Origin of the sequence: Cohnella rhizosphaerae (genome assembly GCF_029525575.1) — a bacterium.
Classification (GTDB): domain Bacteria; phylum Bacillota; class Bacilli; order Paenibacillales; family Paenibacillaceae; genus Cohnella; species Cohnella rhizosphaerae.
Genome location: NZ_JAPDIA010000008.1, coordinates 1,461,511 through 1,480,257 on the forward strand (window position 1 = coordinate 1,461,511; position 18,747 = coordinate 1,480,257).

Below are 18,747 nucleotides of genomic sequence, written 5' to 3' on the forward strand. Positions count from 1 at the left end.
CTTTCATCCTCTCTTCGGCGCAAGGCCGGTCTGTTCGTTTTGTTCGATCGTCGGCATCGGGGCGAGCGGTTCCACTTGGTCCTCGGCGAACGAGAGCAGGTGACCCAGCTTGGAACGCTTCGTCCGAAGATACGATTTGTTGTCCTCGTTCTCGTTCATCTGGATCGGCACGCGCTCCACGATTTCCAGGCCGTAGCCTTCGAGGCCGCGGACCTTGCGCGGATTGTTCGTCAGGAGCCGGATGCGCCGGACGCCGAGATCCTTGAGAATTTGCGCGCCGATGCCGTAGTCCCGGAGATCCGGCGCGAACCCCAATTTTATATTCGCCTCGACCGTGTCCAATCCCTCTTCTTGGAGCTGGTAGGCGCGAAGTTTGTTGAGCAATCCGATGCCGCGGCCTTCCTGCCGCATGTAGAGGAGAATGCCGCGCCCTTCTCGTGCGATCTGTCGCATCGCGGCCTCAAGCTGCGGACCGCAATCGCAGCGGTGCGAATGGAAGATATCGCCGGTCAGGCATTCCGAGTGCACCCGCAGCAGCACGGGCTCGCTGTCGTCGATGACGCCTTTGACGAGGGCGACGTGTTCCTTGTTGTCTACCTCGTTCGTGTAGGCGACCATATCGAAATCGCCGAAGTCGGTCGGCATGCGGACGGAAACCTCGCGCTTCACGAGCTTTTCCTTGTCGTTGCGGTAGCGAATCAGCTCTTGGATCGAGATCAGCTTCAGGTCGTGCTCCTTGGCGAAAAGCTGCAGATCGGGCAGCCGCGCCATCGTCCCGTCTTCCTTGATGACCTCGCAGATGACGGCTGCCGGAGCGGAATCGCACAATATGGCGAGGTCGATCGCGGCTTCCGTATGCCCGGAACGGCGCAGCACGCCGCCTTTTTTCGCGATCAGCGGAAAAATATGCCCCGGCTTGCGAAAATCGCCCGGCTTGGCCTCCGGATCGATTAGGCCCTTCACGGTCATGGCCCGTTCATAAGCGGAAATGCCCGTCGTCGTCGAGACATGGTCGACCGACACCGTGAACGCGGTGCCGTGATAATCCGTGTTGTGGCTTACCATAGGCGGCAGCTCGAGCTGCTCCGCCCGTTCCTGCGTGATCGGCGCGCAGACGAGCCCGCGCGCTTTCGTGATCATGAAGTTGATCACTTCAGGCGTCGCCATTTCGGCGAGCGCGATGAGATCGCCTTCGTTTTCCCGGTCTTCGTCGTCCACGACGAGCACCATTTTGCCCTGCTTCAAATCCGCCAGCGCCGACTCGATCGTATCGAAAGTTCCGAATTCCATTTCCCTTTTCCCCCTTGTGCCGTCCAAGTCAGAAGCCGAACTCTCTCAGCTTCGCTTCCGTGAGCCCGGAGGCGTATGCGGCCTGCGGTGCGGGCACCGGACCTCCGTGTCTCTCATGCAGCAGATGATCGATATATTTGCCCAAAATGTCGTTTTCTACGTTGACCGAAGCGCCGGGCTGCTTATGCGCGAGCGCCGTCTCCGCCAACGTATGCGGAATGATCGAGACGGCCAGCGTCCCGGACGTCCGGTCCGCATCGACGACGGTCAGGCTGATGCCGTCCAGCGTGATCGAGCCCTGCGGCAAGACGAGCCGCAGCAGATGCGCCTGTTCGGGCCGAAGCCTGAATACGACGGCGTTCGCTTCATGCGTCCGTGACACGATCACCGCCGTGCCGTCTACATGCCCTTGCACGATATGGCCGCCGAAGCGGCCGCCGGCGAGCATCGCCCGTTCGAGATTGACGGGTTCGCCAGGCTTTAGATGCTTGAGATTGGTGTGCCGGTACGTCTCCGGCATGACGTCCGCACCGAAGCCGCTGCCGTTGAAGGCGACGACCGTCAGGCATACGCCGTTCACGGCGATGCTGTCGCCGAGCTTCACGTCCTCCAGCACCTTGCGCGCGGACACCGTCACCACCAGCGCTTCGCCGCGGCTCTCGATCCGCTGCAGCTTGCCGACTTCTTCAATGAGTCCCGTGAACATCCGCTATCCTCCTTCTTCGCGCCGCCCGGGATGACACGGTCTCGCGCGACGATTCGTCGCACGACGTTCTCATTTTCATAACCGGCTCGGCAGCTTGCTTGATGACGCAAAAAAACCCGGAGAGCCTCCCCCCGGGTCGAATAGTCGCACAGCATCAAATAGACCAGCGGCATGTATAAAGAAGTCGTCCGGCTTGAAATGCAAAAAATCGTCGCATCGATTGTGAAATGCAGCACAAACACAACCGTCGCTGACCACGATTACCTGCATCTCCTGCCGCACTTCCAGCTTCATAAACGCATTCGGCCGTGCTGCGCTTCCTTCTCCCATCCAGACTGTCACTGTCGGTCCCGGATTCTCACCGGATCCACCGCCTCGCGCCGTCATCGGAATGAAAGGCGCTACTGCGGGTCACGGACTGACGGCTGTCCTCTCGATCGTATCGCAAGGAGGCCGATCACCGCCGGTGGGGAATTGCACCCCGCCCCGAAGGTAAGCATCAAAAATCGTTCGTCGAACCTCGCATCGTCTGCAGTGATCTGTATGACAAGCTATATCCGACTCGCAAAATCGGAATGAACGATTTATAGGCATGTTAGCACCATCATTGAAAAAAAAGCAAGGATTTTCATCGGCAGCTTATGATCGCAGGCCGAACGCAAAAAAAAAGACCCGCTGCAGGAGCGGGTCTCCATAAAAAGTTACTCGGCAACGGAAATCGACTCGAACTTATCGCCGCCGCGCAGCGCATCGACGTGCTCCATGCCGGACACGACCTTGCCGAAAACGGTGTGGACGCCGTCCAGGTGCGGCTGCGGCGCGTAAACGATATAAAACTGGCTGCCGCCCGTGTTCTTGCCGCGGTGAGCCATCGCTAGCGCGCCGCGCTCATGCTTGTTCGGGTTGATCTCGCAGTCGATCTCGTAGCCCGGACCGCCCGTGCCGTTGCCGTTGGGGCATCCGCCCTGGGCGACGAAGCCCGGAATGACGCGATGAAAGCTCAGGTTATTATAGAAGCCCGTGTTGGCCAGCTTCTCGAAGTTGGCGACCGTATTCGGGGCGTCCTTGTCGAACAGTTCGATGACGACCTCGTTGCCGTTGGCCAGTTTGATGGTGGCTTGCTTGGACATTGCAGATCAACGCTCCTTCTCATTCGCTGTTTTTGACTTGTCCCATCATACTACATTTTGAGAAAAAGGAAAAAGGCCGTCGCGAGCGGCGGCCTTGGTCGCAGGCTCGCGATACCGGTGCGCGAACCTCGGTCTCTATCAGCCTCGAACCGTTTCCTTGCGGAGGCGTTCGGGCAGCAGATCGTTGCGGGCGATATCCTCGAACGATTCGCGCGCGACGACAAGGTCTGCTTGTCCGTCCTTCACGAAGACGACCGCGGGACGGCGAATGCGGTTGTAATTGCTCGCCATCGCATAGTTGTAAGCGCCCGTGCAGAACACAGCGAGCACGTCGCCGGACTGCACCGCGGGCAGCTTGAGGTCCCAGATGAGCATGTCGCCGCTCTCGCAGCACTTGCCCGCGACCGATACGAGCTCGGTCGCTTCGTCTTCGGGACGGTTGGCGAGCACCGCTTCGTACTTGGATTCGTAAAGCGCCGGACGCGGATTGTCCGTCATGCCGCCGTCGACGGCGATATACTTGCGGACGCCGGGAATATCCTTGCTCGTGCCGACGGTATACAGCGTCGTGCCCGCATCGCCGACGATGCTGCGGCCCGGTTCGACCCAGATCTCGGGAAGCGGGTAGTCCGCGGCCGTGAACGAAGCGATGATCGCGCCCGTGATCGCCTCGACGTAGGTCGCCACAGGCAGAGGCGCGTCGCCTTCGACGTAACGGATGCCGAAGCCGCCGCCCAGGTTGATGACGGTAAACGTCTTGTCCAGCTTGGCGCGCACTTCGAGGGAGAAAGCGGCGACTTTTTCGACTGCCATGCGGAAACCTTCGACCTCGAAAATTTGCGAGCCGATATGCGAGTGCACGCCGAGCAGGTTAAGCTGCGGCTGACGGAGCGCCTCTTCGACGGCGCGAAGCGCCGTGCCGTTGCCGATATCGAAGCCGAACTTGGAGTCCTGCTGACCGGTGGAGATGTAGTCGTGGGTGTGCGCCTCGACGCCCGGCGTCACGCGAAGCAGAATGTTGACCTTCTGGCCGCGCTCCGCGGCGATGGCGTTCAAAAGCGCGAGCTCGGTGAAGTTGTCGACGACAAAGCAGCCGATGCCGGCGTTCAGCGCCATCTCGATCTCGTCCGGCGTCTTGTTGTTGCCGTGGAAGTGGATGCGCTCCGCCGGGAATCCCGCCTGCAGCGCCGTATACAGCTCGCCGTCGGAGACGACGTCGAGACTCATGCCCTCTTCTTCGGCGACGCGGCACATGGCCATGACGCAAAAAGCCTTCGATGCGTAAGCGACCTGGAACTTCAGCCCCGTCGCCTTGAACGCTTCGACGTACTCGCGGGCGCGCTGGCGAACGAGCGCCTCGTCCACGACGTACAGCGGCGTGCCGAACTTCGCGGCCAGGTCGAGCGCATCGACGCCCCCGATCTCGAGATGTCCCTTGTCGTTGATGCGGCTGGTACCGTGAAAGTACATGTATGATTTCCCCTTTTCGGACTGGAATTCGATCGCGGCGTACGATTGGACAGGGCGCTGCCCCGTCTTTATACGCGATAATCTGAGTATATCCCAGGATACGATTCGGGGAAATGGAGGAATTGGCGCATCATTTGCATTCCTTCGCGCCGGCGCCGCGCGCCTCATTCCGAAGGCTGTTTGCCGCTTTGCTTCGGCCTGTATATCGACGGTCGCATTTTGATCTTCGGCAGCGGCCTGCGCAATAGCACGTTTAACAGCGCCGGACCGTTAAAAGGAATGAACGGCCACATATAGGGCGTGTTGTACGACCGGATCATGACCAGGGCGACGAGCATCATCGCCGAGCCGGCGACAAACCCCGGCAGTTGAAACAGGAACACGGCGAACAACAGTACCAGTCGGACGATTCGGTTGGCCAGTCCAAGCTCATAGCTGGGCGTGGCAAAGGTCCCGATCGCGGCCACCGCCATGTACAAGATGACTTCGTTGATAAAAAAGCCCCGTCTTGACGGCGATGTCCCCGATCAGAATCGCCGATACGAGCGACATCGCGGTGACGAGCGGCGTCGGCGTATGAACGGCCGCGAGCCGCATCAGGTCGACGCCGATCTCGACCAGAAGGAACTGGACGATGAGCGGCAGGTCGCCGGTCTTGTCCGCGCCGAGAAACCAGAGCCACGACGGACGCAGCTGCGGCGACTCCGCGTACATGTACCACAACGGCATAAGAAACATGGACGCCAGTAGGCCGAAGAACCGGATCCACCGCAAATACGTTCCGATAAAGGGGCTTTGCCGGTTCTCCTCGGCATGCTGGATCAAGTCGAAATAAGTGGTCGGAAGCATCATCACGCTGGGCGAGGTGTCCACGAGGACGGTCACGCTGCCCTCCAGCAAATGAGAGGCGACGACATCCGGCCTTTCGGAGTAGCGGACGAGCGGAAAAGGATTCCAGCCCGTCTTGACCGTGATTTCTTCAAGCTGTTTGTCCGCTAGCGGAATGCCGTCGATTTTGACCGCTTTGATCTTGTCCCGCACCGATTCGACGAGCTTCGTATCGGCCACGTCGTCGATGTACACGATCGCGACGTCCGTCTTCGTGCGCTCGCCGACCTTCGTAATTTCGAAGCGCAGCTTCGGATCCCGCAGACGGCGGCGAATCAATCCGACGTTGGTCAACAAGCTCTCGGTGAAGCCGTCTTTGCTGCCCCGAACGACTTTTTCGAGCTCGGGCTGATCCGGCTGGCGTCCCGGATACTGCCGGACGTCCATGAGCAGCGCACGCTGCTCGCCGTCCACGTAAAAAAGCGGCATTGCCCACGAGCACGTCGTCCACCATTTGCGCAAACGAGTCGACTTCGCGGATCTGAATGGAGGGCATGTAATATTTCAGAAAGCTCTCCAAGGCGTCGTGTCCGACGCTGTCCGGAGACAGATAGGATAAACGCTTCAACAATTCGGTCAGCGCGGTGTCCTTCGCGAAGCTGCTCAAAAACAACAGTCCCGTGCGCTGTCCGCTGAAAGTCATTTCTCTGATCTGGACGTCGAAGGAGGCCGACATCCCGAGCGCCTGCTTGACCTTTTCCAGCCATTCGTCGATATCGGCCGGGATCATAACTTCCGTATTTTTGGCGTCCGCGGATCGCCGCGTCCGCTTATCGTGTCGTTCATCGTCATGCCGTGCGAACTTCTCCTTGCCCGTGCGTTTCTTCTTGTCCGGATCCGTCGGAATCAACGGCCGAATCGGCGGCGTTTCATCCGCGGGCTGATCCGGGCGAGCCGCGCCCTCCTTGCTGAGCTCCATGCTGCCGTGTTCGGTCATATCCATCCCAGCTTGCCCCTCCTGTCATTCATGCATCGGTTGGAACAACAGCCAATCCGCCAGCGAGCCCGCGACCTTGCCCAGCACCATCGCGATCAGCAATGCGAACAGATAAGGCCCGAGCTTCAGCCGCTTGGCGACGATCGGTATGACGTTCAGCACCTCGGTTAGCGCGGCAGCCAGCATGCCGACGAAGATGCCCTGGAAAACAGCCGGCGCGAGCAGCCATCCTTCTCCGAGCGACAGCCGCCAGTCGAATTGGTCCGCGCAGTTGAACCCGATGACGCCGAAGATCAGCGCAGACTCGAAAATCGCCGAACGCCGGTACGCCCGCGTCAGTTGAACGAGTCTCAGGCACGAGATCCAGTACGATGAGCAGCGCGACGAACGCGCTTCCGACCGCGAACCCGCCGGACAGGCCGACGATCGCCACGAGCGCTTCGCCGCCAAGCTCACGCATCCGGTCCCGCCTCCCTCTCCCGGGCTTTTGCGTACTCTTCCGTGATGACGTAGTGGTTCACGTTTTCCTGGTACATGAACATCTCCACCTCCAACGGGTTCGGTTCGTCGTTCAGCCTTTTGCGGAAGACGCGGTTAAAAAAGATGAGCATGCCCAGTCCGACGCCGATCGAATACGGAATTTCGAACAACCAGGCATGGCGATCCGGGCGACCCGTCAGCAATTCGATGATTCGCCGTTGGACGACCGGCATATCCACGTCCGCATGGAAGTTCATGATGGCCATGCCCGAACCGAAAAAAAAGCAGCAAGCCAAGCGGCGACGAGGAGCGCGTATCTCGGTTTTACCTTTCCGCTTTGCGTCATTTCAAGCAGCACATGCGGCTCTCCGAACGTTTCGACCGTGAGTTCGGGGTCGAAGCGACGGATCAGCCGTACGATTTGGAGCATGTCGATCATCAGCAGGTTCCCGTCATCCGGACGCATCTTCCAGACGGTCAAATCGCGAATGCGATCGGCATAACGGCGATCGGTCTCGATCGACGCAATATCGCCAAGCTTGATGACGGCGCCGGGCAGCACGTCGACGCGTCTTCGCAAACGTAAATATACGATACCGGCTTTCAACCGCCGCACCTCCAGCGATCGTTTCCATGTAGTATGAAGCAAGGCCTGTCATCCCATCCGCTCCCAAAGCAAAAAAAAGACCGCGCCCCCCGCTAAAAAGGGCGTACGGTCTTGTCTCTTGCACTCCTCGCGCGTATGGAATCGCGCGTTTATTGGGCGATTTGCTCCTTGATGCTTTGCAATATTTTTTCTCCAGCCTGCTCACCTGCACTTGCGAGATGCCGAGCCGTCCGGCGACCTCCGACTGCGTCTGATCTCGGAAATACCGCAGGTAAACGATCAACCGCTCTCTTTCCGACAGCGCTTGGATGGCTTGCGTCAGCGCGAGCTTGTCGAACCACTTTTCCTGCGCGTCGTCGGAGATTTGGTCCATCAGCGTGATGGGGTCGCCGTCATTTTCGAAAACCGTCTCGTGAATCGAAGTCGGCGGCTTATTGGCTTCCTGGGCGAACACGATTTCTTCGGGCGTGACGCCGAGACGTTCGGCGACCTCGCCGATCGTCGGCTGCCTGCCGAGCACCTTGGACAGCTCGTCCTTCGTCTTTCGCACCTTGCCCGCCATTTCCTTGAGAGACCGACTGACCTTGAGCGTTCCGTCGTCTCTCAAAAATCTTTGAATCTCGCCGATGATCATCGGCACCGCATAAGTAGAAAATTTGACCTCGTAAGAGAGATCGAACTTGTCCACCGACTTCAGCAGCCCGATGCAACCGATCTGGAACAAATCGTCAGGATCGTAGCCGCGACCGGCAAAACGCTGCACGACGGACCAGACGAGCCTGATGTTGCTCGACACCAACGTGTCGCGGGCCGAACTGTCGCCCGATTGACTTAGCGCGATGAGCCTTTTGACCTCCGCATCTTCAAGATAACCCGGCGGCGAAGATCGCTTCCATTCGATATCCATGCCCCCAACCCCTGCCGCGGTATTAGTTGAACAATGCTTTTTTTGGACTCGATGCGCTTCTTCATCCTGAGGCTCGTCCCTTGCCGAGGCGCGCTCGTCGCTTCGAATTCGTCCATGAAGTTTTCCATGATCGTGAAGCCCATGCCCGAGCGCTCGAGCTCGGGTCTCGACGTGAACAACGGTTGACGCGCGATATCGAGATCTTCGATGCCCCGCCCTTCGTCGCGAATCAGGATCGAGATCGTATCTCCCGCGATCTCGACCTCGAGATGAACGATTCCGGAAGGATCGTTGTCGTAGCCGTGAATAATGGAATTGGTGACCGCCTCGGATACGACCGTTTTGATATCGTTGATCTGTTCCAGCGTCGGATCGAGCTGCGACACAAAAGCCGCGACAGCGACTCGCGCGAAGGCTTCGTTTTCCGACCTTGCGGCAAAGGAGAGTTTCATATGGTTGTCGATGCTCATGATACGACCTCCAGACCGGCCAGCGCCGAACGTTCATTGTCATAGAAAGATAGAATCTTGAACAAGCCGGACAGCTCGAACAGCCGTTTGACGTTGTCGTGCGCATCGCAGACGACCATGCGGCCGCCGCGCCCTTTCACGAGCTTGTAGCGCCCCAGTACGACGCCGAGTCCCGAGCTGTCCATGAATTGCAGGTCCCTCAGGCTAAGCACGACGTGGTCGCACCTGCCGCGCAGTATCGCATCCTCCATCTTGAAGCGAACGATATCCGCCGTATGATGGTCCAATTCCCCTCTCAAGCGAACGATGAGCACGTTGCGCTGCTGCTCCAGTTCCACCTGCAAGCTCATTTTACGATTCTCCTCTCATGCGCCTTCAAGTTTATGGTAGATGCATACCTTTCTACGAATCGCTTCCTCATTCCTGCCCTCCGACAAAACTAGAAGAAGCCTTCGAAAAGGCGACAAAATACGCAAAGCAGCGGAGACGATTTTTCGTCCCGCCGCCTTGCGTCCGTTCATTTCCCGCCTAAAAACAGTTTGCCGGCGGAACGTTTGAGCAGTGTCCAATAGCCCGCCTTGTCTACATGCTCGGGCGCTTCGATCGGGAACTCCGCGAGCACCTCGTTGCCCCGATACACGATCAGCTTCCCGACCTGCTGACCCGCCTTTATCGGCGCCGTAACTTTATCCTGCAGCGCCAGCTCGTGACGGATCTCCTTGCCGCCCTCGCCTTTGCGCACAAGCACGCTGTACGAATGCTTCGCCGTCAAGGGCAGCTCAGCGGATTCGCCTTTTTCGATTTTTAGCTTGCCAATCGCATCCCCGGCTTTATAGATCTGCACGTTCGAATATTGCGAAAACGCATAATCCAGCAGCTTCGAGACTTCCGCATTGCGCGTTTTCGTGTTGGGCTCTCCCATCACCACGACGATCATGCGGAGATTGTCCCGCTTTGCGGTCGCCGACAAGCAAAATTTCGCTTCGCTTGTAAACCCGGTTTTCAGCCCGTCCGCGCCTGGATAAAAGCGCACCAGCTTATTCGTGTTGACGAGCCAAAACGGTTTTTCCTTGTCTTTGCGAAGATAGTCCTGATAGGCTCCGGTGTACTTGGTGATCTCCGGATGCTTCAGGAGCTCTCTCGACATGACCGCGATATCGTGCGCGGACGATACGTGCCCCGCAGCCGGAAGCCCGTTGCAGTTCGCGAATCTCGTGTCCTTCATGCCAAGCTCTTCCGCGCGTTTGTTCATCATCTTGACGAACTCTTCCTCGCTGCCCGCCAGCTTTTCGGCAAGCGCCACCGAAGCATCATTGCCGGAAGCCATCGCCACGCCCTTCAGCATGTCGTTGACCGTCATTTGCTCTCCGGGCTCCAGAAAAATTTGCGACCCGCCCATCGAAGCGGCGTATTCGCTGGTCGACACCTGATCCGTCAGCTTGAGCCGATCGTCGTCGATCGCCTCCATCACGAGCAGCATCGTCATAATCTTGGTGATGCTCGCCGGCGGCAATGCCGAGTGGCTGTTCTTCTCGTAGACGACGGTGCCGCTGTCGGCATCCATCAACACGGCCGATCGGGCGTTGGCGGCCAGGTCCGTCTGAGGACCGCCGGATGGCGGTGCGGCGCTTTCCTTCGCCCAAGCCGATGCGGGGATCAGCAGCGAAGCCGCGAGACTAAGCGTCAGTGCCTTTGCCCAAGGACGTCTGTGAAGTTTAAGTTGCTGGTGGCTCAAGAATGATGTCCCTCCTGCCGGGTCGGCCAAGTCGCCGTCCTGGATTCGTCTTGAGACCTAGTGTGCCCGCAGCATCTGCATCATATTCCAAGTTGTGGGGCGAATTCTAAAGACGCGGAACAAGATGCATTTGGAAGACGACTCTGCGATACGTTTCAAGGCTTATCCCCTTCGCTCAATGTTGGCACGCGTTTGCGCTTGATTGTTAGGGGATACGCGAAGAAAATTCACAAAAAGTATCGACTTTTTTTGCCGGGCAGTATAACTGTGCGAGAGAACGAAGGCCGTTCCGCTTGAAATGATCGTTTGCTCAAAATCATGCACGATAAGTCCGTCAATACACGTACGGTATCAGACTTTAAGCCGCGCGGCGGTCATACGCATAACCAAACTTCTTCCGCGTCAATTCTTTATAGGTAATCGATCGAACAGAACTCGACAAACGCAAGATATGGCTCTGCATTCGCATTCGGCTGTGGGAGAAATTATGAACGAACGATTGATGATTCAAATAAGCCTGCAAATGCTTCGGTCCAAGACCTTGAAGCGTATGGTCGAACCAATTCATGGCGTGCATTAAGACGGCCGATAGAGGCTTCAGGCTGCGCATCCCGCGATAGGGGGAAGGTTTTCACCATTTTAAACGCCGTTTGGACATGCAGCTCGGAATAAACATCGTATACGTATCGGGTCAACAAACGCGAATTGCCCGCTAAACGAAGATCCATTTGAACAAGCTTGACGAACAGAACGGACTCGCCATTCATCTCTGCGCCGATCACGATCGGTTGATCCGTCGGCTCCGGTATCAGACTCGAATAACAACGCCATCCGTATACGCCTCCCGTCACTGCAACGTCGCCGGAAAGTTTCTTGGCATCGGCCTCCAAAGTCAATGCGTCTCTCAGCTTCTGTCCGATCAACCAGGCGGTTTTGTACGTCACGCCTAAAATCCTGGCAAGCTCCACCGACGTCGATTCGTCCCCGAGCCACTGCATGGCCCTGAACCAATGGCGCAACGGCGTACGCGTACCGTGCATCGCCGTGCCTGCCGTAACCGAAGTCTGGTGGCGGCAGGACGAACAAACATAGAGCGGATGTCTGCGAGTCCGAATAACGGAGCAATGCGGATATTGACAAACAGGACAGCGAAAGCCGTCGGGCCAGCGGGCCTGACGAAGCGCCTCTATGCATTGCTCTTCCGTCCATGATTCCCAGGGTCCTGCCGGAAAAGAAATCGACATTTGGTTTTCGCCCCTCAAACAAATACGAACTTATGTTCCTATTTTATTATGGATATAAATGGGTTGTCAAGACCTTTTAAAACTTCTGCTGAGCGAACGGTATAAGCCCGGAAACGCGTCGGAGGTTGTTGTTCCATATCCGAATTCCATTTTATACCATAAATTATTCAACACAAAAAACCCTTTCGAGACGAAAGGGTCGAAAACGTGTTTCGTGATACGCTTTGTTTTTTATTGCACGATCCCGTGAAGCAGCGGTCTATCCGGGCCTCGCTCCGCGCCAAGCCGATAGGCGGTGCGTACGGCTTCGGCGGAGCTAACCGCCCGCTCGTCGTCGGCGCGAACGTAGAGCAGGGCGAGCAAGTCGCCTTCGCGCACGAAATCGCCCGGCTTGGCCGCTAGCTCGATGCCGACCGCGTAGTCGATCGCGTCGTCCTTGGCCGCGCGGCCGGCGCCTAGCGTCATGGCGGCCAAGCCGACGGCTTCGGCCTCGATTCCCAGCACGACCCCCCTCCTTCACGGAAGTTACGGGCAAACGAAGGGGGGCTTGGGGGGAGTCGCGACAAATCGTCGACGATGCCGGGATCGCCTCCCTGCGCCGCCACGAAGGCGGCGAACTTCCGCAGCGCCTCTCCGGAGGAGATGGCTGTTTCAAGGCGTTTTCTTGCGGATTCCGTATCTTCGGCGACGCCGCCGAGCACAAGCATGTGACTGGCGAGCACGAGCGACACTTCTCGCAGGTCCTCGGGACCTTCGCCGCGCAGCACTTCGACCGCCTCGCGGACTTCGAGGGCATTGCCGATCGTGCGGCCGAGCGGCTGATCCATGTCGCTAATGACAGCCACGGTACGACGGCCGACCTGGCTGCCGATCGCAACCATGGCCGAAGCCAGCTTGGCGGCGTCCTCCGGCGTCTTCATGAACGCGCCGTCCCCGGTTTTGACGTCCAGCAAAATCGCGTCCGCGCCGGCCGCGATTTTTTTGCTCATGACCGAGCTCGCGATGAGCGGGATGGATTCGACCGTGGCTGTCACGTCCCGCAGGGCGTACAGCTTCTTGTCGGCAGGCGCGATATTGCCGCTTTGTCCGATGACCGCGACGCCGATGCCGTCGACCTGCGCGAAAAAATCGTCGCGAACGAGCTCCGTTCGAAAGCCCGGTATCGATTCGAGCTTGTCGATCGTGCCGCCCGTATGGCCGAGCCCTCTGCCGCTCATTTTGGCCACCGGCACGCCGCAGGCCGCGACGAGCGGCGCGACGATCAGCGTCGTTTTGTCGCCCACGCCGCCCGTGCTGTGCTTGTCCACCTTGATCCCAGCGATCGGCGACAGGTCCACGGTATCGCCCGAGTTGGCCATGGCCATCGTCAAAGCGGCCGTTTCCTTATCCGTCATGCCCATGTAGCAGACGGCCATGGCCCACGCGGAGATTTGGTAATCGGGTATCGTTCCGTTTACGAGGCCCGCGATCAAAAAGCCGATCTCGCTCTCGGTCAGTTCGCCGCCGAACCGTTTTTTGCGTATGATGTCTACGGCTCTCATCGTCGCAGCGACCTCCTTCGCATGTTTGCCTTCGAATTAAAGCTCGTGGCACAAGTTAAAGTTTGGGTAAAAGCGCCAGAACCAATCGAATAAATTGCTGCTTGACGCGTTCCGTCGTCTCCATCACTTCTTCGTGGGACAGCGGCTGATCGAGAATGCCGGCCGCCATGTTGCTGATGCAGGAAATGCCGATCACTTCGAGACCGGAGTGCCGGGCGACGAGCACCTCCGATACGGTGGACATGCCGACGGCGTCGGCGCCGACGGCCCGCAGCATGCGGATCTCCGCCGGCGTCTCGTAGTTCGGGCCGAGCAGTCCTGCGTAAACTCCTTCTCGCACAGGAATGCCGAGTTCGGCAGCCGTCTCCTTGGCGATCTGGCGCAATCTGCGAGTATACGCGTCGGACATATCCGGGAAACGGACGCCGAGGGCGTTGTCGTTCGGACCGACGAGGGGATTGCGCCCCGTCAAGTTAAGATGATCGGAAATGATCATCAGATTGCCCGGCTCGTACGATAAATTAACGCCGCCGGCCGCGTTCGTCACGAACAGCGTCTTGATGCCGAGCAGCTTCATGACGCGAACGGGAAGCGCCGTGCGCTCGGGCTCATAACCTTCGTACATATGGAAACGGCCGCGCATCAGCGCGACGGGGCGCCCTTGGAGCCTGCCTACGACGAGCTCTCCCGCGTGTCCTTCGACCGTCGATACCGGGAAGTGCGGAATATCCGCGTAGGGAATCGTCACAGCCTGCTCCATATCGTCGCCGATGACGCCAAGGCCGGATCCGAGAATAAGACCGACCTCCGGCCGCAAGTTCGTGCGCTCCGCGATGTAGGCCGCAGCTTCTTCGATAATTTGAATGGTAGGATAGTTCAATGGATTTCGCTCCTTTTCCGGTTGAGTGTAAGCTAAATCAGCTTGTCGAGAAAGCTGGTCCCGTGCGCCGTCTTCGGCACGCCGAAATTGTCGGCGATCGTGGCCGCAAGATCGGCGTAGGTCGAAAGCGTGCCCAAATCGCCGGGCTGCCGGAGCGAAGGACCGTACGCAAGGAGCGGCACGTATTCTCGCGTGTGGTCGGTACCCGCATGAACGGGATCGTTGCCATGGTCGGCGGTAATAACGAGCAGGTCGTCGGGGCCTAGCCGCTCGAGCAACCCGGGCAGGGCTTCGTCGAACGCTTCGAGCGCGCGGGCGTAACCGTCTACGTCGCGCCGGTGCCCGTACAAGGAATCGAAGTCGACCAGATTCGTGAACAGCAATCCTTCAAAGTCGCCCTCAAGCTGGCGAATCGTCGAATCGACGCCTTCCCGATTGCTTTTGGTCGGAATCGCCTTGACGATGCCTTCCCCGCAAAAAATATCGTTGATCTTGCCTACGGCGATCACCTGCTTGCCCGCCTTTTTGAGGGCGCTCAGCACGGTGGGCTCCGGCGGCTTGACGGCATAATCGTGCCGGTTCGGCGTGCGCTGGAAGCTGCCCGGCTTGCCGACGAAAGGCCTGGCGATGACCCGTCCGACGGAATATTCGTCTTTGTTGGTCAGCCGCCGGGCGATCCGGCAGGCTTCGTACAGCTCTTCGAGCGGGATGACGTCCTCGTGCGCGGCGATCTGGAACACGCTGTCCGCCGACGTGTATACGATCCACGATCCGCTGCGCATTTGCTCCGCGCCGAGCTCGTCCAAAATTTCCGTGCCCGATGCGGGCTTGTTGCCGATGACGCTGCGTCCCGTCTCCTTCTCGAACGCCTCGATCAGCCCTCTCGGAAACCCGTTCGGAAACGTCCGAAACGGCTTTTCTACCTTAAGGCCCATGAGCTCCCAATGACCGGTCATCGTGTCTTTGCCGGCCGATACCTCCGCCATTTTGCCGAAGTACGCCGCCGGGGCTTCAACCGGCTGCCATTCGCCCAACGGAGCGATATTGCCGAGGCCGAGCCGCCTCAAATTCGGCAGCGAAAGACCTGTTGGCCCGGACGCGATATGGCCCAATGTATGGGCGCCCGCGTCCCCGTATTCGGCCGCGTCGGGAAGCTCGCCGATGCCGACGCTGTCGAGCACGATGACGGCTATTCTTTTAAACGGCATGCTGTCGTCCTCCCTCGTATCCGTGAACCGCTCATTTTTCCGCTTCGTCCCGCCCGCCGCGATCGCGGGGATGAAAGCTGTCGTACACGTCTCTAAGCTTAGCCTTGCTGGAAGGCTGGTACACCTGCGTCGCCGTCAAATCCGCGTGCCCGAGCATCTCCTGGACCGAACGAAGATCGGCGCCGTTGTCGACGAGATGGTACGCGAAGGAATGCCGGAGCGTATGCGGCGTCACCTCGGTGCTGACGCCGGCCGAAGCCGCGTGTTTCTTGATAAGCTTCCAGAAGCCTTGCCTGGTCATTCGGCCGCCCAGATGGTTGATGAACAAAGCATTTTCAACGGCTCCGTCGCGCAGCAGCCTCGGCCTGGCTTCCTGCAAGTATTTTAGCATCCAATCGCGGCACATGGAACTGATCGGGATCATTCGTTCCCGTCCGCCCGTTCCGCGGCAGGCCAACAGCCGCAGATCCGTCCGCACGTCCGACACGTTGAGGTTCGTCAGCTCGGTGACGCGCATTCCCGTCGCGTACAGCGTCTCCAGCATCGCGCGGTCCCGTACGCCCGCCTCGTCGGCGAGATCCGGCGCCTCCAGCAGCCGTTCGACGTCGGATAAGGACAGCGCGCGCGGGGGAGCGTCGTTCGGCCTTTGGCGCGGAGAGCCGCAGCGCGGGATTGGCTGCCGTCAGGCCGGTCTCGAGCGCAAACTGAAAAAAGGCTTTGAAGGAAACGATTCTGCGCGAAATCGTGGCGTTCGTTCTCCCCTGCTCCTTCAGCCGGTTCATATAAGACGATAGGTGAAAGGGCTTGATATCCGCCGTGCGAACGATATCGTGATGCGCCTGCAGCTCGCGCGCGAGATCCTCAAGATCGCGCCGGTAACCGTCCAGCGAGTTGGCGGCCAGATGTCTCGTCGACTTCAGGTAAGACAGAAACGGATGGATGTCTTGGTTCATGGGGTCGTATATTCCTTCCTCATTTGCCTTTAACGGTTAATTCCACGCCGGCAGCCGCGATTCCTCCCCGTACCGCTATTCGCCCAGCCAGTAAAAGAGCCGAAGCCGGTCCGCCTGGGACGCCGGACCCGCGTTCGTGCCGTCCGCGCCGAATACCTTTTCGGCGCGTCCCTCCGGCACGCGGTACGGATCCAGCGGCGACAACGCGGTTTGCAGCCAGCCGTACGCGTAGTGGGCGACCACGGTCAGCGTCAAAAAGAGCAGCGTAAATTGCAGACGGTCCCACCATTTTCCGATCGATCGCTCCATACGGCTACCTCCCCGATTCGCTCGTCCCTATCTACAATCACCGTATGTGCGTACGGGTCAGATCATGACCGGGCCAACGACCCGGCCGCTGCACCAATCGCCCCCGCCGGCCGTAAACTGCTCGCGTACGATAAAGGCGGCAATGCCGATCCGGGGAGCGATGGTCATGAAGGAGACGATCCGCAAGATTGCCCGGCAGTTAAAAGCGGGCCGCAAGTCGAATCGGACGGCGAGAAATATCATCGTGCTCAAGAGCAAGCAGGGCTACGACGACTGCATAAAGCAATTGAAAGCGGCGGGCATCCGTCCCGTTAAAACCGTGCGGCGCTGCCGCATGATCAGCTGCGTGGCGCCGCGGGGCGTCGACTGGACGGCTTTAAAGCGCCACCCGAGCGTTGCTTATATCGAGAGGGACCGGCACGTCAAGGCACATGTCCGGTCGGTTCGTTCCGGCCGAGGCCGAGCAGCGCGATTAAAAGACGAATGCCGCATCGATCCCGCCAAGATCCCCTGGAACATCGCACGCATCGAGGCGCCTCCGGTTTGGAAGCGGACGAAGGGCGGATGCGCGAAGCTCGCCGTCGTCGATACCGGCATTGGACCGAATGCAGACCTCACGGTCGCCGGAGGGGTCAATACGATCGACGGCGGATCGTTCAAGGACGACAACGGACACGGCACCCATGTCGCGGGCATCGCCGCGGCGACCGGGCGCAGACGGATTTACGGCGCGGCGCCGAAGGTTAGGCTATTTGCGGTCAAAGCGCTCGACCGATTCGGCGTCGGCTTCGTCTCCGACATTGCCGAAGGCATCGACTGGTGCGTCAAAAACCGCATGGACGTCATTAACATGAGCTTCGGCTTGTCGGGAGAAAGCCGCGTGCTGCGCGAAGCCGTCGCCCGCGCAAGACGCAAAGGCATCGTCATGACCGCGTCCGTCGGCAACGACGGTCCCCGCAATGCGCGTATCGACGCGCCGGCGAGATATCCCGGCGTGCTCGGCATCGCGGCCACGACCAGAGGCAACCGCGTCGCGACGTTCTCGAGCCGCGGAAAAGGGATCGCGCTGGCCGCGCCCGGCGTCAACATTCTGTCGACCGCGCCAGGCGGCGGCTACGTTCGCATGAGCGGCACGTCGATGTCCTCGCCGCATGCCGCCGGCGGCGCGGCGCTGCTGCGCTCGCTGGCGCCTCGCGCGACCGCCGCATGCATCTCGCGCAAGCTCGTCGCGGCCGCCAAACCGCTGCCCGGCGGCCGCAGGGCGGTCGGCGCCGGCCTGCTCCAGGTGGCGCCCGCCGCTGCCGCGCTCGGCGCGAAGCACGCAGGTCGCGCCGGCGGCGGAAGCGGCGCGCGCAACAAGCGCAGCCGGCCTTGACGCTGAGCTGAAAGTCGCGCATAAGCGCACCGCAAAGCAACGCGGCGAGACAGCCCTCAGGCGTTAGAAAAGCCGCTTGCGGCCTTTGTTTGCGCGGTGTCGCTCAGCGGACGGACTGAGGAGCCCTTATTTTTGTTCCTATCGCGACTTGCGGTCCGCTCGCGGACCCAGGAGCCTTTATCTCGGGTTTGGAGAGCTATTGTAGCCTTGATCTGAGCGAATAACGCCCCTTCAGTCCGAAAGGATCGCAATTGCGCCGTTTTGTAGACAATAGCGTCATCTGAGTCCGGTATCTTCGTTCGGCTTGCCTTCCGTTGCTCCCGCCCAAATCTCATTCGCATCTCACGCGTACCATGTCGCCCATTGTCACAGCAAGGTTAGCTTGCGAAGCCAGCAGGGGCGATGGGACGCCGCCGCTCCTGTTCGGCATCTGCCCGCGCGAGGGTTGACCCACGAATGCCGGCAGAGGATGGCAGGCATTTCCTTCTCGGCTCGTCCAATCGGCTAAAAGCCTGCGTGATCCAGCGTGCTCCCCTTTCTCGCCTCGCGCGACGATACGAGAGGGGGCTCAAGGCGCTATTCAATGTTACCTGATCGCAACCGCGCTGCGGCGCATT

At 59.4% G+C, this 18,747-nt stretch carries 19 protein-coding genes, 5 pseudogenes and 1 riboswitch; of the genes and pseudogenes, 1 reads left to right on the forward strand and 23 read right to left on the reverse strand.

What is annotated here, in order from left to right; translation table 11 throughout:
- Window positions 1-3 precede the first annotated feature (3 nt).
- The 23 genes and pseudogenes from OMP40_RS30460 to OMP40_RS30550 all read right to left on the reverse strand — a co-directional run bounded on the left by OMP40_RS30460 (window position 4) and on the right by OMP40_RS30550 (window position 16,755).
- Complete coding sequence (locus tag OMP40_RS30460; RefSeq protein ID WP_277536933.1) at window positions 4-1,290, reverse strand: bifunctional 3,4-dihydroxy-2-butanone-4-phosphate synthase/GTP cyclohydrolase II; 1,287 nt, start codon at window positions 1,288-1,290, stop codon at window positions 4-6.
- A 28-nt stretch (window positions 1,291-1,318) separates the two neighbouring features.
- Window positions 1,319-1,996, reverse strand: a complete 678-nt coding sequence (gene ribE, locus OMP40_RS30465; RefSeq protein ID WP_277536935.1) for a riboflavin synthase — start codon at window positions 1,994-1,996, stop codon at window positions 1,319-1,321.
- A 75-nt stretch (window positions 1,997-2,071) separates the two neighbouring features.
- Window positions 2,072-2,290 (reverse strand): hypothetical protein, encoded by a 219-nt coding sequence (locus OMP40_RS30470; protein WP_277536937.1) that lies wholly within the window; start codon window positions 2,288-2,290, stop codon window positions 2,072-2,074.
- Between the two features lie 20 nt (window positions 2,291-2,310).
- Window positions 2,311-2,494: riboswitch (FMN riboswitch) on the reverse strand.
- Window positions 2,495-2,697: 203 nt separating this feature from the next.
- On the reverse strand, window positions 2,698-3,126 hold the full coding sequence (locus OMP40_RS30475; RefSeq protein WP_277536939.1) for a peptidylprolyl isomerase: 429 nt from the start codon (window positions 3,124-3,126) through the stop codon (window positions 2,698-2,700).
- A gap of 138 nt (window positions 3,127-3,264) precedes the next feature.
- Window positions 3,265-4,596, reverse strand: coding sequence for a diaminopimelate decarboxylase (gene lysA, locus OMP40_RS30480; protein ID WP_277536941.1), 1,332 nt, complete (start codon window positions 4,594-4,596; stop codon window positions 3,265-3,267).
- A gap of 164 nt (window positions 4,597-4,760) precedes the next feature.
- Complete coding sequence (locus OMP40_RS40650; RefSeq protein WP_338131274.1) at window positions 4,761-5,069, reverse strand: spore germination protein; 309 nt, start codon at window positions 5,067-5,069, stop codon at window positions 4,761-4,763.
- Window positions 5,026-5,946, reverse strand: a complete 921-nt coding sequence (locus tag OMP40_RS40655; protein ID WP_338131275.1) for a spore germination protein — start codon at window positions 5,944-5,946, stop codon at window positions 5,026-5,028. The genes OMP40_RS40650 and OMP40_RS40655 overlap by 44 nt, the downstream gene beginning before the upstream one ends.
- A gap of 13 nt (window positions 5,947-5,959) precedes the next feature.
- Window positions 5,960-6,427, reverse strand: a pseudogene (locus tag OMP40_RS40660) (hypothetical protein); the annotation flags it as partial.
- A gap of 18 nt (window positions 6,428-6,445) precedes the next feature.
- Window positions 6,446-6,881 (reverse strand): annotated as a pseudogene (locus OMP40_RS30490) (stage V sporulation protein AB).
- A complete protein-coding gene (locus tag OMP40_RS40665) occupies window positions 6,874-7,158 on the reverse strand; it encodes a hypothetical protein (protein ID WP_338131276.1) in 285 nt (94 codons plus the stop codon). The pseudogene OMP40_RS30490 and the gene OMP40_RS40665 overlap by 8 nt, the downstream one beginning before the upstream one ends.
- Window positions 7,155-7,517, reverse strand: coding sequence for a stage V sporulation protein AA (locus OMP40_RS40670; RefSeq protein WP_338131339.1), 363 nt, complete (start codon window positions 7,515-7,517; stop codon window positions 7,155-7,157). The genes OMP40_RS40665 and OMP40_RS40670 overlap by 4 nt, the downstream gene beginning before the upstream one ends.
- A gap of 140 nt (window positions 7,518-7,657) precedes the next feature.
- A pseudogene (gene sigF / locus OMP40_RS30500) lies at window positions 7,658-8,415 on the reverse strand (RNA polymerase sporulation sigma factor SigF).
- A 32-nt stretch (window positions 8,416-8,447) separates the two neighbouring features.
- Window positions 8,448-8,885: pseudogene (gene spoIIAB / locus OMP40_RS30505) on the reverse strand (anti-sigma F factor); the annotation flags it as partial.
- Window positions 8,882-9,235: an anti-sigma F factor antagonist gene (gene spoIIAA, locus OMP40_RS30510; protein ID WP_090112966.1), complete on the reverse strand. Its 354-nt coding sequence runs from the start codon at window positions 9,233-9,235 to the stop codon at window positions 8,882-8,884. The gene spoIIAA and the pseudogene spoIIAB, both read right to left, overlap by 4 nt.
- Window positions 9,236-9,402: 167 nt before the next feature.
- Window positions 9,403-10,620 (reverse strand): D-alanyl-D-alanine carboxypeptidase family protein, encoded by a 1,218-nt coding sequence (locus tag OMP40_RS30515; RefSeq protein ID WP_277536944.1) that lies wholly within the window; start codon window positions 10,618-10,620, stop codon window positions 9,403-9,405.
- Window positions 10,621-11,105: 485 nt separating this feature from the next.
- Window positions 11,106-11,864, reverse strand: a complete 759-nt coding sequence (locus tag OMP40_RS30520) for an IS1595 family transposase (protein ID WP_277536945.1) — start codon at window positions 11,862-11,864, stop codon at window positions 11,106-11,108.
- A 231-nt stretch (window positions 11,865-12,095) separates the two neighbouring features.
- Window positions 12,096-12,368 carry a hypothetical protein gene (locus tag OMP40_RS42515; protein WP_420872057.1) on the reverse strand — a complete coding sequence of 91 codons (273 nt, stop codon included), beginning with the start codon at window positions 12,366-12,368 and terminating at the stop codon, window positions 12,096-12,098.
- Window positions 12,326-13,405 (reverse strand): thymidine phosphorylase, encoded by a 1,080-nt coding sequence (locus OMP40_RS30525; RefSeq protein ID WP_420872058.1) that lies wholly within the window; start codon window positions 13,403-13,405, stop codon window positions 12,326-12,328. Before OMP40_RS30525 ends, OMP40_RS42515 begins: the two co-directional genes overlap by 43 nt.
- 55 nt (window positions 13,406-13,460) lie before the next feature.
- Window positions 13,461-14,285, reverse strand: coding sequence for a purine-nucleoside phosphorylase (locus OMP40_RS30530; protein WP_277536947.1), 825 nt, complete (start codon window positions 14,283-14,285; stop codon window positions 13,461-13,463).
- A 32-nt stretch (window positions 14,286-14,317) separates the two neighbouring features.
- Complete coding sequence (locus OMP40_RS30535; RefSeq protein ID WP_277536949.1) at window positions 14,318-15,493, reverse strand: phosphopentomutase; 1,176 nt, start codon at window positions 15,491-15,493, stop codon at window positions 14,318-14,320.
- A gap of 31 nt (window positions 15,494-15,524) precedes the next feature.
- Complete coding sequence (locus tag OMP40_RS30540) at window positions 15,525-16,166, reverse strand: tyrosine-type recombinase/integrase (protein ID WP_338131340.1); 642 nt, start codon at window positions 16,164-16,166, stop codon at window positions 15,525-15,527.
- 79 nt (window positions 16,167-16,245) lie between these two features.
- Window positions 16,246-16,446: pseudogene (locus OMP40_RS30545) on the reverse strand (site-specific integrase); the annotation flags it as partial.
- Window positions 16,447-16,521: 75 nt separating this feature from the next.
- The gene (locus OMP40_RS30550; RefSeq protein ID WP_277536951.1) at window positions 16,522-16,755 is read right to left on the reverse strand and encodes a DUF4227 family protein; all 234 of its coding nucleotides are present in this window, start codon (window positions 16,753-16,755) and stop codon (window positions 16,522-16,524) included.
- Between the two features lie 166 nt (window positions 16,756-16,921).
- Between OMP40_RS30550 and OMP40_RS30555 the strand changes: the two genes are divergently transcribed.
- The gene (locus OMP40_RS30555; RefSeq protein ID WP_277536953.1) at window positions 16,922-18,130 is read left to right on the forward strand and encodes a S8 family peptidase; all 1,209 of its coding nucleotides are present in this window, start codon (window positions 16,922-16,924) and stop codon (window positions 18,128-18,130) included.
- Window positions 18,131-18,747 lie beyond the last annotated feature (617 nt).

Excerpts from the sequence above, each read along its gene's own strand:
- spoIIAA (WP_090112966.1), bottom strand. The coding sequence starts at position 9,235 with ATGAGCTTGCAGGTGGAACTGGAGCAGCAGCGCAACGTGCTCATCGTT.
- OMP40_RS30550 (WP_277536951.1), bottom strand. The coding sequence starts at position 16,755 with ATGGAGCGATCGATCGGAAAATGGTGGGACCGTCTGCAATTTACGCTG.
- OMP40_RS30470 (WP_277536937.1), bottom strand. The coding sequence starts at position 2,290 with ATGAAGCTGGAAGTGCGGCAGGAGATGCAGGTAATCGTGGTCAGCGAC.
- OMP40_RS30460 (WP_277536933.1), bottom strand. The coding sequence starts at position 1,290 with ATGGAATTCGGAACTTTCGATACGATCGAGTCGGCGCTGGCGGATTTG.
- OMP40_RS30520 (WP_277536945.1), bottom strand. The coding sequence starts at position 11,864 with ATGTCGATTTCTTTTCCGGCAGGACCCTGGGAATCATGGACGGAAGAG.
- ribE (WP_277536935.1), bottom strand. The coding sequence starts at position 1,996 with ATGTTCACGGGACTCATTGAAGAAGTCGGCAAGCTGCAGCGGATCGAG.
- OMP40_RS30475 (WP_277536939.1), bottom strand. The coding sequence starts at position 3,126 with ATGTCCAAGCAAGCCACCATCAAACTGGCCAACGGCAACGAGGTCGTC.
- OMP40_RS30535 (WP_277536949.1), bottom strand. The coding sequence starts at position 15,493 with ATGCCGTTTAAAAGAATAGCCGTCATCGTGCTCGACAGCGTCGGCATC.
- OMP40_RS40665 (WP_338131276.1), bottom strand. The coding sequence starts at position 7,158 with ATGAACTTCCATGCGGACGTGGATATGCCGGTCGTCCAACGGCGAATC.
- lysA (WP_277536941.1), bottom strand. The coding sequence starts at position 4,596 with ATGTACTTTCACGGTACCAGCCGCATCAACGACAAGGGACATCTCGAG.
- OMP40_RS40650 (WP_338131274.1), bottom strand. The coding sequence starts at position 5,069 with ATGGCGGTGGCCGCGATCGGGACCTTTGCCACGCCCAGCTATGAGCTT.
- OMP40_RS30525 (WP_420872058.1), bottom strand. The coding sequence starts at position 13,405 with ATGAGAGCCGTAGACATCATACGCAAAAAACGGTTCGGCGGCGAACTG.
- OMP40_RS30555 (WP_277536953.1), top strand. The coding sequence starts at position 16,922 with ATGAAGGAGACGATCCGCAAGATTGCCCGGCAGTTAAAAGCGGGCCGC.